General features: G+C 70.8%; 18 protein-coding genes. 15 read left to right on the top strand and 3 right to left on the bottom strand.

Going from position 1 to position 19,966, the window contains the following annotated elements; all coding sequences use genetic code 11:
- Nucleotides 1-52: 52 nt before the first annotated feature.
- Together ADK36_RS18550 and ADK36_RS18545 are read right to left on the bottom strand one after the other, a co-directional pair.
- Nucleotides 53-823 carry a DeoR/GlpR family DNA-binding transcription regulator gene (locus ADK36_RS18550; protein ID WP_048583674.1) on the bottom strand — a complete coding sequence of 257 codons (771 nt, stop codon included), beginning with the start codon at nucleotides 821-823 and terminating at the stop codon, nucleotides 53-55.
- 276 nt (nucleotides 824-1,099) lie between these two features.
- Nucleotides 1,100-1,909 carry an NAD-dependent epimerase/dehydratase family protein gene (locus ADK36_RS18545; RefSeq protein WP_048583673.1) on the bottom strand — a complete coding sequence of 270 codons (810 nt, stop codon included), beginning with the start codon at nucleotides 1,907-1,909 and terminating at the stop codon, nucleotides 1,100-1,102.
- A 177-nt stretch (nucleotides 1,910-2,086) separates the two neighbouring features.
- On the opposite strand from ADK36_RS18545, the gene ADK36_RS18540 reads away from it, so the two are divergent.
- Both ADK36_RS18540 and ADK36_RS18535 read left to right on the top strand, forming a co-directional pair.
- Nucleotides 2,087-3,040: a 5-dehydro-4-deoxyglucarate dehydratase gene (locus ADK36_RS18540; protein ID WP_048583672.1), complete on the top strand. Its 954-nt coding sequence runs from the start codon at nucleotides 2,087-2,089 to the stop codon at nucleotides 3,038-3,040.
- Entirely contained in the window at nucleotides 3,037-4,200 is a 1,164-nt protein-coding gene (locus tag ADK36_RS18535) for a hypothetical protein (RefSeq protein WP_053198308.1), read from the top strand. Before ADK36_RS18540 ends, ADK36_RS18535 begins: the two co-directional genes overlap by 4 nt.
- On the opposite strand, the gene ADK36_RS18530 is transcribed toward ADK36_RS18535, so the two are convergent.
- A complete protein-coding gene (locus ADK36_RS18530) occupies nucleotides 4,137-5,375 on the bottom strand; it encodes an MFS transporter (RefSeq protein ID WP_053198306.1) in 1,239 nt (412 codons plus the stop codon). The two genes, ADK36_RS18535 and ADK36_RS18530, sit on opposite strands and share 64 nt — an antisense overlap.
- A gap of 473 nt (nucleotides 5,376-5,848) precedes the next feature.
- On the opposite strand from ADK36_RS18530, the gene ADK36_RS48895 reads away from it, so the two are divergent.
- From ADK36_RS48895 to ADK36_RS18470, 13 genes are all read left to right on the top strand, one after another.
- Complete coding sequence (locus ADK36_RS48895) at nucleotides 5,849-6,016, top strand: hypothetical protein (RefSeq protein WP_159029220.1); 168 nt, start codon at nucleotides 5,849-5,851, stop codon at nucleotides 6,014-6,016.
- A 223-nt stretch (nucleotides 6,017-6,239) separates the two neighbouring features.
- Complete coding sequence (locus ADK36_RS18525; protein WP_048583669.1) at nucleotides 6,240-6,824, top strand: TIGR03086 family metal-binding protein; 585 nt, start codon at nucleotides 6,240-6,242, stop codon at nucleotides 6,822-6,824.
- Nucleotides 6,825-6,864: 40 nt separating this feature from the next.
- Nucleotides 6,865-7,629 carry an MBL fold metallo-hydrolase gene (locus ADK36_RS18520; RefSeq protein ID WP_048583668.1) on the top strand — a complete coding sequence of 255 codons (765 nt, stop codon included), beginning with the start codon at nucleotides 6,865-6,867 and terminating at the stop codon, nucleotides 7,627-7,629.
- A gap of 148 nt (nucleotides 7,630-7,777) precedes the next feature.
- A complete protein-coding gene (locus tag ADK36_RS18515; protein WP_048583667.1) occupies nucleotides 7,778-8,446 on the top strand; it encodes a GntR family transcriptional regulator in 669 nt (222 codons plus the stop codon).
- On the top strand, nucleotides 8,443-9,354 hold the full coding sequence (locus ADK36_RS18510) for a dihydrodipicolinate synthase family protein (RefSeq protein WP_048583666.1): 912 nt from the start codon (nucleotides 8,443-8,445) through the stop codon (nucleotides 9,352-9,354). The genes ADK36_RS18515 and ADK36_RS18510 overlap by 4 nt, the downstream gene beginning before the upstream one ends.
- Nucleotides 9,351-11,096 (top strand): L-arabinonate dehydratase, encoded by a 1,746-nt coding sequence (araD, locus tag ADK36_RS18505; protein ID WP_048583665.1) that lies wholly within the window; start codon nucleotides 9,351-9,353, stop codon nucleotides 11,094-11,096. Before ADK36_RS18510 ends, araD begins: the two co-directional genes overlap by 4 nt.
- Before the next feature lie 194 nt (nucleotides 11,097-11,290).
- Nucleotides 11,291-12,226 carry a carbohydrate ABC transporter permease gene (locus ADK36_RS18500; RefSeq protein ID WP_048583689.1) on the top strand — a complete coding sequence of 312 codons (936 nt, stop codon included), beginning with the start codon at nucleotides 11,291-11,293 and terminating at the stop codon, nucleotides 12,224-12,226.
- A complete protein-coding gene (locus ADK36_RS18495) occupies nucleotides 12,223-13,119 on the top strand; it encodes a carbohydrate ABC transporter permease (RefSeq protein WP_048583664.1) in 897 nt (298 codons plus the stop codon). Before ADK36_RS18500 ends, ADK36_RS18495 begins: the two co-directional genes overlap by 4 nt.
- A complete protein-coding gene (locus ADK36_RS18490; RefSeq protein ID WP_048583663.1) occupies nucleotides 13,116-14,420 on the top strand; it encodes a pectate lyase family protein in 1,305 nt (434 codons plus the stop codon). The genes ADK36_RS18495 and ADK36_RS18490 overlap by 4 nt, the downstream gene beginning before the upstream one ends.
- Nucleotides 14,417-15,574, top strand: coding sequence for a Gfo/Idh/MocA family protein (locus ADK36_RS18485; protein ID WP_048583662.1), 1,158 nt, complete (start codon nucleotides 14,417-14,419; stop codon nucleotides 15,572-15,574). The genes ADK36_RS18490 and ADK36_RS18485 overlap by 4 nt, the downstream gene beginning before the upstream one ends.
- Nucleotides 15,574-16,419 (top strand): PmoA family protein, encoded by an 846-nt coding sequence (locus tag ADK36_RS18480; RefSeq protein WP_048583661.1) that lies wholly within the window; start codon nucleotides 15,574-15,576, stop codon nucleotides 16,417-16,419. The genes ADK36_RS18485 and ADK36_RS18480 overlap by 1 nt, the downstream gene beginning before the upstream one ends.
- The gene (locus tag ADK36_RS18475) at nucleotides 16,416-17,924 is read left to right on the top strand and encodes a glycoside hydrolase family 43 protein (protein WP_048583660.1); all 1,509 of its coding nucleotides are present in this window, start codon (nucleotides 16,416-16,418) and stop codon (nucleotides 17,922-17,924) included. Before ADK36_RS18480 ends, ADK36_RS18475 begins: the two co-directional genes overlap by 4 nt.
- Nucleotides 17,925-17,964: 40 nt before the next feature.
- Nucleotides 17,965-19,956 carry a pectinesterase family protein gene (locus tag ADK36_RS18470; protein WP_048583659.1) on the top strand — a complete coding sequence of 664 codons (1,992 nt, stop codon included), beginning with the start codon at nucleotides 17,965-17,967 and terminating at the stop codon, nucleotides 19,954-19,956.
- Nucleotides 19,957-19,966: the final 10 nt, after the last annotated feature.

Genomic DNA, 19,966 nt, shown 5'->3' with positions numbered 1-19,966 from the left:
GTGGGGGTGTGCGGGTGCCCCCAGGGGGAGTGGGTTTGTTTTTCGGACGTTGTCAGACGCGGATGACCTGGGGGCCCAGCAGCGAGTACCGATGCGCCTCGGCGGCCGGAAGCAGGGTGCTCGTCACGATCGTCTCCAGCGCACCGATGTCGGCGAACCGGCAGAAGCTGACCGCTCCGAACTTGGTGTGCACGCCGGCGAACACCGTGCGGCGCGCGGCCCGGATCGCCTGTGTCTTGACCTCGCTGACGGCCGGGTCGGGGGTGGTCAGGCCGTGTTCCCGGGAGATGCCGTTGGCGCCGATGAAGGCCAGGTCGATGACGAAGCCGGCCAGCATCTTCGTCGTCCAGTGGTCCACGGTGGCGAGGGTGCCGCGCCGCACCCGGCCGCCGAGCAGCAGCACGGAGACGTGCTCGGACTCGGCGAGGGCGCCGGCGACCGGCAGGGAAGCGGTGACCACGGTCAGCGGCCGGTCGGTGGGCAGGGACTCGGCGATGAGCTGCGGGGTGAAGCCCTCGTCGACGAAGACGGTCTCGGCGTCCCCGAGCAGCTCGGCCGCGGCGGCCGCGATCCGGCGCTTCTCGGGGACGTGGCTGGTGGCGCGGAAGGCGAGCGTCGTCTCGAAGCCGGCGCTCTCCACGGGGTAGGCGCCGCCATGGGTACGGCGGAGTAGGCCGTGGTCCTCCAGGACGCGCAGATCCCGCCGTACGGTCTCCTTGGCCACGCCCAGCTCGGTGGCGAGGGCGGTGACGTCGACCGAGCCGTCGCGCCGGGCGGTCAGCACGATCTCGCGCTGGCGTTCTTCCGCCGTTCTCGTGCTCATGCCGACACCTGCCTTCCGCTGTGCTGCCCGTTCGGGCCCGGTGAGGCCCATGGGGGAAGTTCTACAGCGGGTGTCCGGCACTGACCAGCTCTGTTGCAGGCCCGATGCTGCCCGTATGTGCCCGTTCACCGAGCGGCATGCCCGTCTCGGACCTGCGTGGTTGTGGTGGGGCGCGTGAGATCGGGCGCAGCGGGCGCCCGAATACGGCGGCGGGCGGGCCCGTTCGGTGCCCGCCCGCCTTGTGCGACGACTTTTTTCGGTCAGTACGGCCGGATGTCAGTACGGCCAGATCGGCGGGTCGCTCACGAAGTGGCCGCCCAGGTAGGCGTGCGCGATGTTCTCCGGGTCGAGCTCGCCCTGCTCGGCGATGAGCTTCTCGGCGTACGGCTCGGAGTCGTCCTGCGGGTCGTAGCCGAGGGAGCGGGCGGTGGTCAGGTCCCACCACAGGCGCGTGTTCGCCGAGGAGCCGTGGACGACGGTGTGCTCGACGTTCTCGGCGGTGAGGGCCGCGTGGAAGAGGCGGGCGCCGTCGGCGGGGCTCATCCACACCGAGAGCATGCGCACGCTGGTCGGCTCGGGGAAGCAGGAGCCGATGCGGACGGACACCGTCTCCAGGCCGTGCTTGTCCCAGTAGAGCTGCGCGAGGTCCTCGCCGAAGCACTTGGACAGGCCGTAGAAGGTGTCCGGGCGGCGCGGGGCGTCGATGGGGATGAGGGGGTCGTCACCCCGGGGGCGGGGCGTGAAGCCCACCGCGTGGTTGGAGGAGGCGAAGACGATGCGTCCGACGCCCTCCTCGTGGGCGGCCTCGTACAGGTTGTAGGTGCCCTCGATGTTGGCGCGGAGGATCTTCTCGAACGGGGCTTCCAGGGAGATGCCCGCGAGATGGATGATCGCGTCGACGCCCCGCACGGCCTCGCGCAGCGCCTCCCGGTCGCCGAGGTCGGCGACGATCGCGTCCGGCTCGCCCTCGATCGGGCGCAGGTCGAGCAGTCGCAGCTCGTAGCCGTACGCCGGGAGCAGGTCCCGCATCAGGGTGCCGAGCCCGCCGGCGGCGCCGGTGAGCAGAACGGTGCGGGGTGCGGGCATCCTCGGGGCTCCTTGAGTGATCGGCCGCGTGCGTGCACGGTATTCACATTCGTGGACAAGTTAAGGATCACTACCCGTGCGAGTCAAGGGTGGTGCAGTCGTCGTTCATAAACGTAAACTCTGATCACCATCCTGCACTCGTCATGCCAGTTTCCGTATTCGCCCCAGGGAGAGACCGTGACGCCTGCCCCCCTCGCCGTACGCCTCAGCATCCCCGGCGGGCCGCTGTTCTTCCCCGTCACCGCCTACGGCCCGGACGGCTCGGTCGACCTCGACACCTACCGCGCCCATGTGCGCCGGGGCGTCGAGGCCGGGGCCGCCGCCGTGTTCGCGTGCTGCGGCACCGGGGAGTTCCACGCGCTGACCCCCGAGGAGTACGAGGCGTGCGTGCGGGCGGCCGTCGAGGCGGCGGCCGGACGCGTGCCGGTCGTCGCGGGCGCCGGATACGGCACCGCCCTCGCCGTGCGGTACGCGAGGCTCGCCGAGGCGGCCGGCGCGGACGGGCTGCTCGCCATGCCGCCGTATCTCGTCGTCGCCGGGCAGGAGGGGCTGCTGCGGCACTACCGGGAGGTCGCCGCGGCGACCGCGCTCCCCGTCATCGTCTACCAGCGCGACAACGCCGTGTTCACCCCGGCCACCGTCGTCGAACTCGCCCGCACGGACGGCGTCATCGGCCTCAAGGACGGCCTCGGCGACCTGGACCTCATGCAGCGGATCGTCAGCGCCGTACGCACCGAGGTTCCCGGCGACTTCCTCTACTTCAACGGCCTGCCGACCGCCGAACAGACCCAGCTCGCCTACCGGGCCATCGGCGTCACGCTCTACTCCTCCGCCGTGTTCTGCTTCGCCCCCGAGATCGCCCTCGCCTTCTACCGGGCACTGGAGGCGGGCGACGACACCACGGTGAACCGCCTCCTGGACGGCTTCTACCGCCCGTTCGTCGAGCTGCGTGCCCAGGGCCGTGGCTACGCCGTCGCCCTCGTCAAGGCCGGCGTACGGCTGCGCGGGCCGGCCGTGGGGGAGGTCCGGCCCCCGCTGCACGAGCCGAGCGAGGATCATGTGAAGCAGCTCGCCGAGGTGATCGAGCGCGGATACGCGCTGCTGGAGAAGGAGCCGGAGGACACCAAGTGAAGGCGTCGACATTCGTCTACCCCTGGGACGTCAACGGGGACCCGGAAGCCCCCGGGAGGATCGCCGCGCTCGGCGTGCGACAGGTGACGCTTGCCGCCGCCTACCACTCCACCCGCGCCCTCACCCCCCGCCACCCGCGCCACCGCATCGTCACCGCCGAGCACGCGGCCGTGCTGTACCCGACGGACGACCGGTGGCAGGGCCGCGAGCTGCGCCCGTACCCGGCCGGTGACTGGGCGCCCGGTGATGCGTACGGCGAGGCGTCGGGCGCGCTCGCGGACGCCGGTCTGGAGGTGCACACCTGGGTGGTCCTCGCGCACAACTCCCGCCTGGGCGCCGAGCACCCCGACACCTCGGTCGTCAACGCCTACGGGGACCGCTACCCCTGGGCCCCCTGCATCGCACAGCCCGCCACGCGCGCGTACCTCGTCGACCTGGCCGCCGAGGCCGCCGTACGCCCGGGGGCGCGCGGCACCGAGCTGGAGTCCCTCGGCTGGTACGGCCTCCAGCACCTGCACGCGCACGACAAGACCGGCGGAGTGCCGCTCGGCGACGCCGGGATGTACCTGATGGCGCTCTGCTTCTGCCCGACGTGCAGGGCGGGCTACGGCGCCCAGGGCCTGGACCCCGACGAGCTGGCGGCCGCCGTACGCGCCGCCCTCGAACCGCTGTGGCAGGGCACGGTCGCCGACGAGGGCTGGGCCGGGGTCGAGAAACTGCTCGGCGAGTCGAACGCGGCCGCCACGCGCGCGTGGCGCGACGAAACCGCCCGTACGCTCCAGGAGACAGCGGTGCGGGCGGTACGCCGGGCCGCCCCCGACGGCTTCCAGATCCTGCTGCACGCCGACCCGGTGACGTACCACGTCGGCGCGAACCCCGGCGTCGACCCCGAGCACATCCTCTCCGTCGCGGACGGCGTGGTCGTGCCCTGCGCGGGTGGCCCCGGCCTGCTGGCACCCTTCGCCGAGCAGGGCCGTAGGGACGCGGTCATCGCCGCCAACTTCGGAGTGGTCTCCGGGATGGGCGGCAGCCCGGGCACGCTGGCGTCGGACACGGCACGCGCGCGTGAGCTGGGCGCCACGGAGATCCGGCTCTATCACGCGGGGTTGGCGTCGGACGGTGACTTGGTGTCGGTACGGGAGGGCCTCGCCGCGCTCTGAAGCAGCGGCAGGGCCGTCGCCAGCCACACCAGGCCCAGGACGACCAACACCAGCCGTACGTCGAGCAGTTCGACCAGCGCCGCTCCCGCCGCCAGCCCGATGACGTTCGGTGTGAAGACGAGCGTGTTGGCCGTGGCGGCGGTACGGCCGAGCAGGGCGTCCGGCGTCTCGCGCTGCACGGCGGTGAGCGCGGCGATCAGCACACAGGGCAGCCCCACGCCGTTCGCGGCGCTGCATGCCAGGGCCACGGGGTCGGACGGGATCGCCCGCAGGCCCGCGGCGAGGGCCGTCAGGGCGATGCCGTACGCGGCGAAACGACGCTCGCCGAGCCGGCGCAGCGCGGGGCCGGAGAGCAGCCCGATCGCCACCGACCCGGCGCCTTGGACTGCGTACAGCACACCGGCGTACGCGGGGGCGTGCCCGAGCCCCTCGATGACGGCGTAGACCATCGCGCCGTTGAGGCCGGCGCAGAGCATGGTGGTGCCGCCGGCCAGCACGAGGGGGCGCAGCCGGGGGTGCGTCCAGAGGAAGCGGGCCCCCTCGGCGGTCTGCGCCCGCCACCCTCCCTTCGGCGGCTCGGGCCTGCTCTCGCGGACGCGGAGGCAGGCGTACAGGCCGGTCGCGACCACGAACGTCACCGCGTCGAGCAGGGCGACGCTCGCGCCGCCGTACGCCGCGTAGACGCCGGCACCGGCCAGCGGGGCGAGGAGTTTCATGCCCTCCGATGCCGTCATGCGCAGCCCGTTGAAGTCGCCGAGCAGCGGGGCGGGGACGGCGGAGGCGACGAGGGCGGACTCGGCCGCGTCGTGGACGACGCCCGCGGCGCCGTAGACGAACAGGACCGCGAAGAGGAGCCAGAGACGGTCCGGGGAGTCGACGGTGAAGAGGGTGAGCAGGAGGCCGGCCAGAAGGAGGTTCGCGCCGATCAGCAGGGGTTTGCGGCGGGTGCGGTCGGCGAGCGTGCCGAGGAGCGGGCCGGCCAGGGTGGGCGCCCACATGGCGAGCATGCACAGCGCTGCCAGGCCGTCGGAGCCGGTGAGGTCCTTGACCCATACGCCGGACACCAGCCACAACGCCGAGGTGCCGAATCCGGAGACCACGACTCCGGCGAGGTAGAGGGCGGCGTCGCGGTCGCGCAGGACGCGAGGGAGGGCCCAGGGGGCGGTTGTCGTCATGCCACGCCATCGTGGGTCTAAGGCGGGGGTGTCCGGATGAGGGAAGTGCCCTAGGGGGTGTTTCGAAAGTCCCGCACAGCACCCACGGCGCCCGGCACGCACCCTCGCCGCACCGGCCAAAGGCCCAAGTACGTCCAGTACCCTTCGTCCGGCACTCCCCCAGCCTTCGGCCGGGGGGACCCCCAGGGCACGCACCGGACACCGCGGGCACCGCACGGGACTTTCGAAACACCCCCTAGTCGTGGCCGCAGCGCGCGTTCACCGGCCGGCGCGTTCTATGGCGCCTGCCGGTCGTGCGCAGCGACGACCCCGGGGCGTGCGGGGGCGTGCGTCCGAGGTGAACTGTGCGCCAATTCCCTGTGTGCAACCGTAATTTGATCGTGACGCGGGAGTGGGTCTCAAGGTAATGTTCAGGCAAAGAGGCGCTCGCGGCGGTCAAGGGAGCCGCGGCTCGACAATGCTTGAAGGAGGCAATGGTGTTCGATCTCCGGACCGAGGCCGAGATGAGGCTGTTCTCGGAAAAGACGGCCAAGGAACTCGCGTTGAAGAAGCAGCGGGAAGACGGCGTAGAGGGCGTGGCGTCCGAAGAGCCGACGATCGCGGAGACGTCGGCCGCCATTGCGGCGGAGCCGGTCGGCTGACATCCGACGGGGAGTACGGAAAGTGCGGTGACGGTTCGTCGGACTATCCGGCGGGCCGTTTTGGCTTCCCGAAAGGCTGCGCCCCGGTGATCGCGCCGTGGGGCTTCGCGGGCGGGAAGGCGCGGACGCGATCCCCGGATCGGCACTCGCCCCCGTGCCACCGATGAGTTTCGCCGTCGCCGTCGGTCCACCCTTCAGGAACAGACCTGTGAGGAGCCGGCCCATGACCGACACGACCCCCGACCTCGGACCGCAGACGCGCGTCATCGCCCGCCTCGCCGACGGTGTCACCGACGACCAGCTCTCGGCGTCCACGCCCTGCCCGGACCTGGCGGTACGCAACCTGCTGGGGCACCTGCTCGGACTGACCGTCGCCTTCCGCGACGCCGCCCGCAAGGACCTCGGCGCCACGACCGACACCAGCCCCGGAGCCGCTGTACCGGACATCGGGCCGGGCTGGCGCGAGGAGCTGCCCAAGGTGCTCGACGAACTGGCCGAGGCGTGGCGCGACCCCGGCGCCCGGACCGGCATGACCCGCGCGGGCGGCGTGGACCTGCCGGGCCCGGTGGCGGTCGCCGTGGCCGTGGACGAGCTGGTGATCCACGGCTGGGACCTGGCCCGCGCGACCGGCCAGGAGTACACCCCCGACCCCGCCGCGTTGCAGGCGTCGCACGACTTCCTCCTCGCCGCCGTCGACGACCCCGACCGGGGCGACATCTTCGGCCCCGTGGTGCCGGTCACCGCCGACGCGCCACTGCTCGACCGGACGGTCGGGCTGAGCGGACGGGACCCTGGCTGGACGCCGTGATTCCGGGGCCCCTGCCGGAAGCGGGTCGTACGCTCCCCGCATGTCCAGCACGCGCACCCTCGCCGTCACTGTCCTCGGAACCGCCTCCCCGCACCCCGGCCCCGGCCGCCCCTGCTCCGGCTATCTGGTGCGCGGAGCAGGAGCCGAGGTGTGGGTGGACGCCGGGACCGGGACCTTCGCGGAGTTGCAGCGGCATACGAATCCGGCAGAGCTCTCCGCGGTCTGGATCTCCCACCTGCACGCCGATCACAACGCCGATCTGCTCGCCGCCGTCTACGGCCTGGCCTATGGCGGGCTCACTCCGGACGTACCCATTCCGGTCTATGCGCCGGGCGACTGCGCACAGCGACTCGCCGGGTTCTTCGGGCGCGCGGACACCTCCTTCCTGAGCGGCGTCTTCGACTTCCGGCCGCTCCACGACGGCCACTCCGCCCGCCACGGTGACCTGCTGCTCACCTCGCGGGCCGTCGTGCACGACGTCGAGGCCTACGGGTTGCGGGTGGAGAGCGGCGGGCGCGTTCTCGCGTACTCCGGGGACAGCGGACCCTGCCCCGCCCTCACCGAACTCGCCCGCGACGCCGACCTGTTCCTGTGCGAGGCCGACATCGACGCGCATCGCGATGGCGAACAGGTCCACCTGACGCCCGAGGACGCCGGAATCGCCGCCCGCCGGGCGGGTGCGCGGCAACTCGTCGTCACGCACGTCGGGCCCACGCTCACCCCGGAGGAGGCGACCGTACGCGCCGCCGCGACCTTCGGCGGGCCCACCCTCACCGCGCGGGAAGGTCAGGTGCTGAGTCTCTGAGGCAACCTCAACTTCCTTTGTAAGAAGCATTGACGAAACATGCGGCTCCTCTTACCTTCATCGCGTCGTACTTCGTACGTCATATATGAGACGCGATACGTGAGATCCCATACGCGAGAGCCATCCCGCGAAGATCCGAGAGGCGCGCATGACCTCTGTGCCCACGCCGATCCCCTCGCGCACGCAGTACGTGCTGGAGGAGATCAAACGCCGCATCCTCACCGGGCAGTTGACGCCCGGTCAGGCCCTGGTCGAGACCGAGCTCGCCGCGCAGTTCGGGGTGTCGAAGACCCCCGTCCGCGAGGCGCTCAAGACGCTGGCCGGGACCGGGCTGGTCGTGATGAGCCAGTACAAGGGCGTCACGGTGCGCATGGTGGACGCGGACATGGCGCGCGAGGTCTACGACGTGCGGCTGCTCCTCGAACCCGAGGCGCTGAAGCGGGCCGTCAGACGTGGCGCCTCCCTCGACGCCGCCCGTGACGCGCTGACCCGCGCCGACGCGGCCGGCGACACCGCCGAACGCTCCCTCGCCAACCGGGAGTTCCACCGCGCCCTCTATCTGCCGTGCGGCAACCCGCTGCTCGGCCGGATGCTCGACGAGGTCCGCGACCAGGCCGCCCTCGTCTCGGCTGTCGCCTGGGCCGCCTCGCCCTCCTGGGAACGGGAGGCCGGCGAGCACCGGGAGATCCTGCGGCTCGCGCTGGAGGGGGACGCGGACGGCGCCGCGCGCGCCCTGCACGCCCACATCGCGTCGTTCGTGCAACGGGCCTTCCCCGACGTGGAGGTCGAGGCCCAGGGAGAGGACGGTCCGGCATGACCACGTCGTTCGAGAGCCAGCGGACGGCCCTGGCCGACGTGGTGGCGATCCCGGTGACCCCGTTCGCCGAGGACGGCCGCGTCGACCAGGACGCCCACCGGGCCCTGCTGCGTCGGCTGCTCGACGGGGGCATCACCACCCTCACCCCCAACGGCAACACCGGCGAGTTCTACGCCCTCACCCCCGAAGAGCGCCGTCTCGTCACCGAGCTGACGATCGACGAGACCCGCGGCCGCGATGCCGCCATCCTCGTCGGCGTCGGCCACGACGTGCCCACCGCCATCGCCTCCGCCCGGCACGCCCGCGAGCTCGGCGCCCAGATGGTGATGGTCCACCAGCCCGTCCATCCGTACGTCTCCCAGAGCGGCTGGGTCGACTACCACCGCGCCATCGCCGAAGCCGTGCCCGAGCTCGGCGTCGTCCCCTACATCCGCAACGCCCAGCTCGGCGGCGCGCGCCTGGCCGAACTCGCCGACGACTGCCCGAACGTCATCGGCGTGAAGTACGCCGTCCCGGACGCCGCCAAGTTCGCCGCCTTCGCGCGTGACGCGGGGTTCGACCGCTTCGTGTGGGTCGCCGGGCTCGCCGAGCCGTACGCCCCCTCGTACTTCTCCGCGGGTGCCACCGGCTTCACCTCCGGACTCGTGAACGTCGCCCCGTCCGTTTCGCTGAACATGATCGAAGCGCTTCGATCCGGTGACTACCCGGCCGCCATGAAGGTCTGGGAGCAGATCCGCCGCTTCGAGGAACTGCGCGCCGCGAACGGCTCCGCCAACAACGTCACCGTCGTCAAGGAGGCCCTCGCCTCCCTCGGCCTGTGCCGTCGCGACGTCCGCCCGCCGAGCCGGCACCTGCCCGAGGACGAGCGCGCCGAAGTCGCCGCCATAGCCGCCGGGTGGTCGATATGACCAGCGAGAAGAGCACCGGAAGGAAGCGTCCCGAAGAGCTCAGAAGCCACCAGTGGTACGGCACCGAGGGGCAGCTGCGCACCTGGTCGCACAACGCCCGCATGCGCCAGCTCGGTTACGAGGCGGAGGAGTACCGGGGCCGTCCGGTGATCGCCGTCCTCAACACCTGGTCCGACATCAACCCCTGCCACGTCCATCTGCGCGAGCGTGCCGAGGCGGTCAAGCGGGGGGTGTGGCAGGCCGGGGGCTTCCCGCTCGAGTTCCCGGTCGCCACGGTCTCGGAGACGTACCAGAAGCCGACCCCGATGCTCTACCGCAACCTGCTCGCGATGGAGACGGAGGAGCTGCTGCGGTCGTACCCGATCGACGCGGCGGTGCTGCTCGGGGGCTGCGACAAGTCGACGCCGGCGCTGCTCATGGGCGCGGCCTCGGCCGACGTACCGTCGGTCTTCGTGCCCGCGGGGCCGATGCTGCCGGGCCACTGGCGCGGTGAGACCCTCGGGTCCGGCACCGACATGTGGAAGTACTGGGACGAGCACCGCGCGGGCAACCTGACGGACTGCGAACTCCGGGAACTCCAGGGCGGTTTGGCGCGGTCGCCCGGTCACTGCATGACCATGGGTACCGCCTCCACGATGACCGCGGCGGCGGAAGCCCTCGGCATGACGCTGCCGGGTGCCTCCTCGATCCCGGCCGTCGACTCCGGGCACGAGCGCATGGCCGCCGCCTCCGGGCGCCGGGCCGTCGAGCTCGCGTGGACCGGGCTCAAGCCGTCCGGGATTCTCACCCCGGCGGCCTTCGAGGACGCCGTCACCACGGTGCTCGGGCTCGGCGGCTCCACCAACGCGGTCATCCATCTGATCGCGATGGCGGGACGCTGCCGAGTGCCGCTCACCCTCGACGACTTCGACCGCATCGCCCGCACGGTCCCGGTACTGGCCAACGTGCGGCCCGGCGGACGGACGTACCTCATGGAGGACTTCCACTTCGCCGGCGGCCTGCCCGCCTTCCTCTCGCGGATCACCGACCTGCTCCACCTGGACCGGCCGACCGTCAACGGCACCCTGCGGGAGCAGCTCCAGGGCGCCGTCGTCCACAACGACGACGTCATCCGCACCCGCGAGAACCCGGTCGCCGACGAGGGCGGGGTCGCCGTGCTGCGCGGCAACCTCTGCCCCGACGGCGCCGTCATCAAGCACATCTCGGCCGAGCGGCGCCTGCTCAAGCACACCGGTTCCGCCGTCGTCTTCGACGACTACAAGACGATGCAGCGGACCATCAACGACCCGTCGCTCGGCATCACCGCCGACAGCGTGCTCGTGCTGCGCAACGCCGGGCCCAAGGGCGGCCCGGGCATGCCCGAGTACGGCATGCTGCCGATCCCCGACCATCTGCTGAAGCAGGGGGTACGGGACATGGTGCGGATCTCCGACGCCCGGATGAGCGGCACCAGTTACGGCGCGTGCGTGCTGCACATCGCGCCCGAGTCGTACGTCGGCGGACCGCTGGCCCTCGTACGCACCGGGGACACGATCACCCTGGACGTCGAAGCTCGCATCCTCCAACTCAATGTGGACGACGACGAGTTGGAGCGCAGAAGGGCGGAGTGGACCCCACCGTCCACCCGCTACGAGCGCGGCTACGGCGCCCTCTACAACGACCAGATCACCCAGGCCGACACAGGCTGCGACTTCGAGTTCCTGGCAAGACCAGGCAAGGCCCCAGACCCCTACGCCGGTTGACCGGCCCCACCCAGGGGCGCGGGGCTGTACCAATCTGCGACTCCGTCGCGGGGCGCGACAAACCGCAACGCACCCGCAGCCGCCGCACAACAGCAAGAGGCACCCCGTTCCGCGTGACCGGGGCCGACCTCCGCATATCGAGAAAGCGCTTCCTGTACGACCTCGCACGACGTACCGAGATCGGAGACCCTGTCATGGCCCAAGCCGCAGCCGTGGCGAAACCGCCCGCGCCACCCCGGCGACGCCGTGCCTCCGCCACGCCGCGCAGGCTCCCTTATCTGCTGATCGCCCCGGCGGCACTGCTCATGCTGGGCTTCATCGCCTACCCGGTGATCAGCGTCTTCTACTACAGCCTGCAGGAGTACAACCCCACCAAACCGTGGCGGAACGGCTTCGCGGGCCTCGACAACTTCGTCCACGCCTTCACCGACGACCCGCTGTTCTGGGACACGCTGGTCTTCAGCGCCAAGTGGGTGTTCGTCGAGGTAGGACTCCAGCTGCTGTTCGGGCTCGCGCTCGCGCTGATCGTCAACCAGACGTTCGCGGGACGGGCGCTCGGCCGGGCTCTCGTCTTCTCCCCCTGGGCCGTCTCCGGCGTGCTGACCTCGGCGATCTGGGTGCTGCTCTACAACTCCCAGACCGGTATCACCCGTTACCTCGCCGACGTCGGCATCGGCTCCTACGGCACCAGCTGGCTGTCGGACACCTCCACCGTGTTCCCGGCGGCGATCGTCGCCGACCTGTGGCGCGGGGTGCCCTTCTTCGCGATCCTCATCCTCGCCGACCTCCAGTCCGTCTCGAAGGACCTGTACGAGGCCGCCGAGGTCGACGGGGCCAGCCGGATCAAGCAGTTCTGGCACATCACGCTGCCCCATCTGAAGGACGCCATCGTCCTGTCCACGCTGCTGCGCGCGGTGTGGGAGTTCAACAACGTCGACCTGCTCTACACACTGACCGGCGGCGGACCGGCGGGGGAGACCATGACCCTGCCGCTCTACATCGCCAACACCAGCGTCGACGCGCACAACTTCGGTTACGCGTCCGCCCTGACCACGGTCGCGTTCGTGATCCTGCTCTTCTGCTCGATGGTCTATCTGCGGCTGAGCAAGTTCGGAGGTGAGGACAAGTGAGCGTGAAGGAAGCCACCAAGACCGCGCCCGCGCCCCTGCGCGCCGCACCCGAACCGCCGCGCCCGACGAAGAAGAACCGGTCCTGGGACGAGGCCCCCCGCTGGCAGATCTACCTGCCGCTGTCGATCTACCTGGTCTTCACCCTGATCCCCTTCTACTGGATCCTGCTCTTCTCCCTGCGCCCGGCCGGCTCCACCTCGCTCGTGCCCTGGCCGATCACCTTCGACCACTTCGAGAAGGTCTGGACGGAGCGGAGCTTCGGCACGTACTTCCAGAACAGTGTCCTGGTCGGCATCGCCACCCTGCTGATGACGACCCTCGTCGCCCTGGCCGGCGGCTACGCCCTCGCGCGCTTCAACTTCAAGATCAAGCGCGCCTTCATGCTCGCCCTGCTGTGCTCCCAGTTCGTGCCGGGCGCGCTGCTCCTGGTGCCGCTGTTCGAGACCTTCGCCGAGCTGCAGATGATCAACTCGCTGGGCAGCGTCATCATCGCGGAGACGGTCTTCCAGTTGCCGCTGTCGATGATCCTGATCAGCAACTTCATCAAGAACGTGCCCTACTCCCTGGAGGAGGCGGCCTGGGTCGACGGCTGCAACCGGATGACGGCCTTCAGGATCGTCGTCCTGCCGCTTCTGCGCCCCGGTCTGATCGCCGTCGGTTCCTTCGCCTTCGTGCACTCCTGGAACCACTTCCTGTTCGCCCTGATGTTCCTCAACAACCCGGAGAAGCAGACCATCCCGGTCGGCCTCAACACCCTGATGGGCGCGGACAGCGTCGACCTGGGCGCGCTCGCCGCGGGCGGCATCATCGCGGCCGTACCCGTCGTGATCGTCTTCGCCTTCATCCAGAAGTGGCTGATCACGGGCTTCAGCGCGGGGGCGGTGAAGGGATGAGGCGCCGAAGGGGCATTCAACTGGTCGTCCTCGCCGGGATGCTGGGCCTCGCGTTCAGCGCCCCGGCCGGGGCCGAGGCCCGCGACATCAGCCGCGACACCCTCGCCCCGAACGACGGCTGGGCGGCGGCCGGCGGTGGTACCACGGGGGGTTCCGCCGCCGACGACGCCCATGTCTTCACCGTACGCAACCGGAGTGAGCTGGTCCGTGCCCTCGACGGCGGCAGCGCCACCCCGAAGATCATCAGGGTCGCCGGCACCATCGACGCCAACACCGACGACGACGGCGACCACCTGGACTGCGCCGACTACGCCACCGACGGCTACAGCACCAGGAAGTACCTGGCCGCCTACGACCCCCGCACCTGGGGCTCCGCCAAGCCCAGCGGCCCGCAGGAGGAGGCCCGCCAGGCGTCGGCGGCCAGGCAGGCCGAGCGGATCGAGCTGACCGTCGGCTCCAACACCACCCTCGTCGGACTCGGCGACAAGGCCGTGCTGAAGGGCGCGAGCCTCCAGGTCAAGGCCGCGGACAACGTCATCGTCCGCAACCTGGAACTGCGCGACGCCTACGACTGCTTCCCTGTGTGGCAGCCCAACACAGGCGGCCTCGGTGACTGGAAGACCGCGTACGACAACATATGGCTGCGCGGCGCCACCCATGTGTGGGTCGACCATGTGTCCCTGAGCGACAACGGGCATCCGGACCATGGGGAACCCGCCTACTTCGGCCGCAACTACCTCCGCCACGACGGCCTGCTGGACATCACCAACGCCTCCGACCTGGTCACCGTCTCCTGGAGCCGGTTCACCGACCACGACAAGGCGATCCTCATCGGCAACGGCGACACCGCGACCGGCGATCGCGGAAAGCTCCGCGTCACCCTGCACCACAACGAGTTCGAGTCCGTCGTCCAGCGCGCCCCGCGCGTCCGCTTCGGGCAGGTGCACCTCTACAACAACCGGTACGTCGTCCCGGCCGACGCGTACGACTACCGGTACTCCGTCGGAGTGTCGACCGAGTCCGCCGTCTACGCCCAGAACAACGCCTTCACCACTCCCGGGCACGTCGAGGCCGCCGACCTGGTGAAGAGCTGGAACGGCACCGCCCTCCACCAGTCCGGCACCCTCTTCAACGGCTATCCGGTGGACTTGCTGGCCATCTACAACGCCTACAACTCCGGCAGCGAGCGTGATCTCACGGCCGACGTCGGCTGGACACCTACCCTGCACACAAAGATCGACAGCGCCGCCACGGCCGACCGTGAGGTGGCACGCGGCGCGGGCGCAGGGAGGATCCCATGAGCACTGCCGTACCCGTCGTCCTCGCGGGCGCGCGCGGCCACGGCCGCTGGCACCTCGACAACATCCGCCGGCTCCAGGACAAGGGAATCGTCCGGCTGGCGGGGATCTGCGAGCTGACCCCGCTGACGGCGGAGGAACTGCCCGAGGGCCTCGGCTCGCCGGAGCAGTCCGCCGACTTCGGCGCCCTCCTCGACTCCACCGGCGCGAGCGTCGCGGTGATCTGCACACCGATCCCGACCCACACCGACCTGGCCCTGACGGCCGCCCGCCGGGGTGTCCACGTCCTGCTGGAGAAGCCGCCCGCGCCGTCGTACGCCGAGTTCCGGCGCATGGCCGACGGGGTCGCCGAGGCCGGGGTCGTCTGTCAGATCGGCTTCCAGTCACTGGGCTCGCGTGCCGTGCCCGCGATCCGGGAGCTGATGGCGCAGGGTGCGATCGGCGAGATCGTCGGGATCGGCGGGGCCGGGGCCTGGGCCCGCGCCGAGGCGTACTACCGGCGTGCGCCCTGGGCGGGCAAGCGGCGGCTGAACGGCGTCGACGTCATCGACGGGGTGCTGACCAACCCGCTCGCGCACGCCGTCGCCACCGCCCTCGCGCTGGGCGGCACGGTGCAGGCCGAGGACGTCACCGCCATCGAGACCGAACTGCTGCGCGCCAACGACATCGAGTCCGACGACACCTCCTGCGTCCGCGTCACCACCACGGCCGGCCACCGTGTCGTCGTCGCCGCGACCCTGTGCGCCGAGGACCCCGACGAGCCGTACGTCGTCGTCCACGGCGACCGCGGCCGGATCACCTTCTGGTACAAGCAGGACCGCGTCCTGCTCCAGCGCGCGGGTCACGGCCCCGAGGAGTCCGAGTACGACCGCACGGACCTGCTGGAGAACCTCGTCGAGCACCTCATCGACGGCGCAGACCTGCTGGTCACACCCGAGACGGCCGGCGCTTTCATGAAGGTCGTTGAAGCGATTCGGCTGGCTCCCGACCCGGCCCAGCTGCCGACCGGAACCTGGCAGCTGCTCCCCGACGAGCAGCGCCGGGTCGTGCCCGGCATCGACGGCCTGGTCGCGGCCGCCGCCGACAACCTCGCCCTCTACTCCGAGCTGGGCGCCGCCTGGGCGCTGCCGGCGAGAACGAAAGAGGTGAGCACCTGATGACCCCCCACGACACCGCGGTGCTGCGCGTCGCGGGCCGCCCCGTCGGCCGGTACGTCACCCGGCCCGAACTGCCGCCCCGGCTCTCCCCACGCCCCTATCTGCACCCCGTCACCACCCTGGCCGGCACGGCGGTCACCGAGCTCAGCCCCGCCGACCACATACACCACCTCGGCGTCGGTGTCGCCGTTCCCGACGTCGAGGGGTCCAACTTCTGGGGCGGACGCACCTTCGTCCGCGACCAGGGACCGACCGAGCTGGACAACCACGGCGCCCAGCGGCACTCCTCCTTCCAGCTGCGCGACCCCGACGGCTTCGTCGAGGAACTGCGCTGGGTGGCGTCCGGCGCCGAGCTGCTGCGCGAGCGCCGTACGGTCGCGGCAACCGAACTCACCGAGTTCGCCTGGGCGTTGGACTTCACCTTCTCCCTGACCAACGTCACCTCCGGCCCGCTGTCGATCGGCAGCCCCGCCACCAACGGGCGCCCCGGCGCGGCGTACGGCGGCTTCTTCTGGCGGGCCCGCAAGGAGGAGTCGGCGCCGGACGTGTTCACCGCCGACCGCGAGGGCGAGCAGGAGATCCACGGCACCCGCGCCCCCTGGGTGGCGCTCATGGGCTCCACCTGGACCCTGATCTTCGCCGGGGCCACCGAGCAGACCCGCCGGGACCCCTGGTTCGTGCGCGCCGAGGAGTATCCCGGCGTCGGCTCCTCCCTCGCCGCCGAGGAACGGCTGCAGATCCCGCCCGGTGAGACCGCCGTACGCCGGATCGTCACCGTCGTCGCCGACGGCCGGATCAGCCGGCTCGAAGCGGCGTCCCTGGTCCGCAAGGCGGTGAGCCCGTGACCTCCGAGACGTACACGAACCCGATCCTGAACGCCGACTGGTCCGACCCGGACGTCGTCCGCGTCGGTGACGACTTCTACCTCACCGCCTCCAGCTTCAGCCGCGCCCCGGGCCTGCCGCTGCTGCACTCCCGGGACCTGGTCAACTGGACCCTGGTCGGCCACGCCGTCGACCACCTCGAACCGGCCGAGGAGTTCGCGACCCCTCGCCACGACTGCGGGGTCTGGGCGCCCTCCCTCCGCCACCACGACGACCGCTTCTGGATCTTCTGGGGCGACCCCGACCAGGGCATCTTCCAGGTCAACGCCCCTGAGATCCGCGGCCCCTGGACGCGCCCGCACCTGGTGAAGCAGGGCAAGGGCCTCATCGACCCCTGCCCCCTCTGGGACGACGAGACCGGCGAGGCCTACCTCGTGCACGCCTGGGCCAAGTCCCGGTCCGGAGTGAAGAACCGGCTCACCGGCCACCGTATGCGCCCCGACGGCACCGAGCTCCTCGACGAGGGCAAGCTGATCGTCGACGGCGACCGGATCCCCGGCTGGTTCACCCTCGAAGGGCCGAAGCTCTACCAGCACGACGGCTGGTTCTGGATCCTGGCGCCCGCCGGGGGAGTGGAGACCGGCTGGCAGGGTGCCTTCCGCTCGCGCGAGTTCTTCGGGCCCTACGAGGAGAAGATCGTCCTCGAACAGAAGGACACCGACGTCAACGGACCGCACCAGGGCGGCTGGGTGCGCACCCCCTCCGGTGAGGACTGGTTCCTGCACTTCCAGCAGCGGGGCGCGTACGGCCGGGTCGTCCACCTCCAGCCGATGCGCTGGGGCGCCGACGGCTGGCCGGTGCTGGGCGACGACGGCGCGCCCGTCGCCGTGCACCGCAGGCCCGACCTGCCGCCGCAGCCGCCCGCCGCACCCGCCACCGACGACGACTTCCCCGGCGGACGCTTCGGCCGCCAGTGGTCCTGGACCGCCATCCCACAGGACGGCTGGGCCACCCACCACTCGGGCGACGGCCTGAAACTGGCCTGCGTCCGCTCGGCAGACGCCCACGACCTGCGCAAACTGCCGAACATCCTCACCCAGCGACTGCCGGGCACGCCCTGCGCGGTCGAGGTCGAGCTACAGCTGGACAGCGAGGAGCCGGGGGCGCGGGCGGGGCTCGCGGTGCTCGGAGACGCGTTCGGCTGGATCGGGCTCCAGCGGGGCGCGGACGGGGAGGCGCACGTGGTGCACCGGTTCGCCGAAGCGGTCGCGGAGAAGGAACGGGACGCCGAACACGCGCGGCTCGCCCCGGACGGGCGAGTGCGGCTGCGGATCGAGATCGGGGCGGGGGCGCGCTGCCGGTTCTTCACCGACGCCGGTGACGGCCCGCGCGCCTCGGGGCCCGTCTTCGCCGCCATGCCGTGGCGCTGGGTCGGCGCCCTGCTGGGGTTGTTCGCTCTCGCTCCCGCAGAGCAGGGGCACGCGGGCGCGGCGACCTTCACGCAGTTCAGGATCCGTTCTCTGTAACTCATCTCGCATGTAAGCCTGTTGAGCCATTGGAGTCGCAATGACGCACCTCCGTAGCAAGCGCTTGCCGATATCTGGTCCCGGATCCGGTAGAACCCTGACCGCCGTGGTGGGCCTGGTGGCCGCCCTGGGGCTGGGGACACTGGGCGAGGCGAACGCCGCCGCCCCCGCCACGACCACCAAGACGCCGGCCGCCCGCTGGAGCGACCAGCCTCACGGCTTCGCCTCCGTCGCCGGCGGTACGACCGGCGGTGCGGGCGGCAAGGTCGTCACCGTCACGGACCAGGCCTCGCTGGCCAGGTACGCGGCGGCGCCCGAGCCCTACGTCATCCGGGTGCAGGGCGCCATCACCGCGCAGCCCTTCGGCGCGAGCATCAACGTCGCCTCGGACAAGACGATCATCGGCGTCGGTACGAGCGGTGAGCTGGTGCAGGGCGAGTTCCATCTCGCGCCCGGCACGCACAACGTGATCATCCGCAACATGACGATCCGCGACTCGGCGATCGCGGGCAACTGGGACTGCAAGGACACCGACTTCGACGGTATCCAGATGGACACCGTCCACCACGTGTGGGTCGACCACAACCGCTTCTCGAACATCTGCGACGGTCAGCTCGACGTCCGCAAGGACAGCGAGTACGTGACCGTCTCCTACAACCGGTTCGAGAACAACAACAAGACGTTCGGCCTCGGCTGGACCACCAACGTCAAGACGCAGATCACGATCGACCACAACTGGTTCGCGGGCACCAAGCAGCGCAACCCGTCCGTCGACAACGCCGCCTACGCGCACCTGTACAACAACTACCTGACCGCGCAGGCGGATCCCGGTGACCCGGTGTGGACGTACGGCAACTGGTCGCGGGGCAGGACCAAGATGGTCATCGAGAACAGCTACTACCGGGACGTCCAGCACCCGTACCAGGCCGACGCGACCGCGGAGCTGGTGCAGCGCGGGTCGATCCTGAAGAACACGACCGGCCGGCACGACGAGTGGGGCGCCGCCTTCGAACCGCGGGACTTCTACGACTACCGGCTCGACCCGGCGGCAGCCGTGCCGGCGCTGGTGAAGCGGTTCTCCGGGCCGCAGGAGCGGATCGGTGTGGTGCTGAACGTTCCGGCCGCCTACCCGACGGTGCAGGCCGCGGTGGACGCGGTGCCCGAGGGCAACGCCAGTGCGGTGACGATCGCTGTCGCGCCGGGGACGTACCGCGAGAAGGTGCTCATCCCGGCGAAGAAGCCGAACATCGTGCTCCAGGGGACTGGACGCGACCGCTCCGACACCCTGATCGTCTTCGACACGCCCGCCGAGTACGGGGGGTCGACGGGGAGCGCCACCGTCAGGATCGCGGCGAACGACGTCACCGCCCGCAACCTCACCTTCAGCAACGACTTCGACGAGGCCGCGCACGAGCTCAAGGGCGAGCAGGCGCTGGCGATGAAGACGACCGGTGACCGGATCGTCTTCGAGAACACCGGCTTCCTGGGCAACCAGGACACCTTGATGACCGACAGCCCCAAGCTGACCACCCTCAGCCGGGTCTACCTCCGCGACTGCTACATCGAGGGCGACGTCGACTTCATCTACGGGCGGGCGAGCACCGTCATCGAGCACTCGCTGATCAAGGCGTTGAACCGCGGCTCCACCACCAACAACGGTTGGATCACGGCGGCTTCGACCTGGACCGGCAACCCGTACGGCTTCCTGATCACGCGGTCGAAGATCGTGAGCGACGCGCCTGCCGGGAGCTTCCACCTCGGGCGGCCCTGGCACCCGGGCGGTGAACCGGCGGCGGTCGCGCAGGTGCTGATCCGCGACACCCTGCTGCCCGCCGCGATCAAGGCCTCGCCGTGGACCGACATGAGCGAGTTCTCCTGGAAGGACGCGCGGTTCACGGAGTACGGCAACTACGGGCCGGGAGCCGCCGTCACGGCGGACCGGCCGCAGATGAGCGACGAGGCGGCGCGGTCCCACACCGTCTCCGACTACCTGAAGGGCACCGACGGCTGGGCGCCGCACGTCCGGCACTGACGGCTGCTCA

The organism is Streptomyces viridochromogenes (genome assembly GCF_001270495.1).
Lineage (GTDB): Bacteria > Actinomycetota > Actinomycetes > Streptomycetales > Streptomycetaceae > Streptomyces > Streptomyces viridochromogenes_A.
Note: the sequence above shows the minus strand (reverse complement) of the source record. Positions and strands in the feature narration are given on the sequence as shown.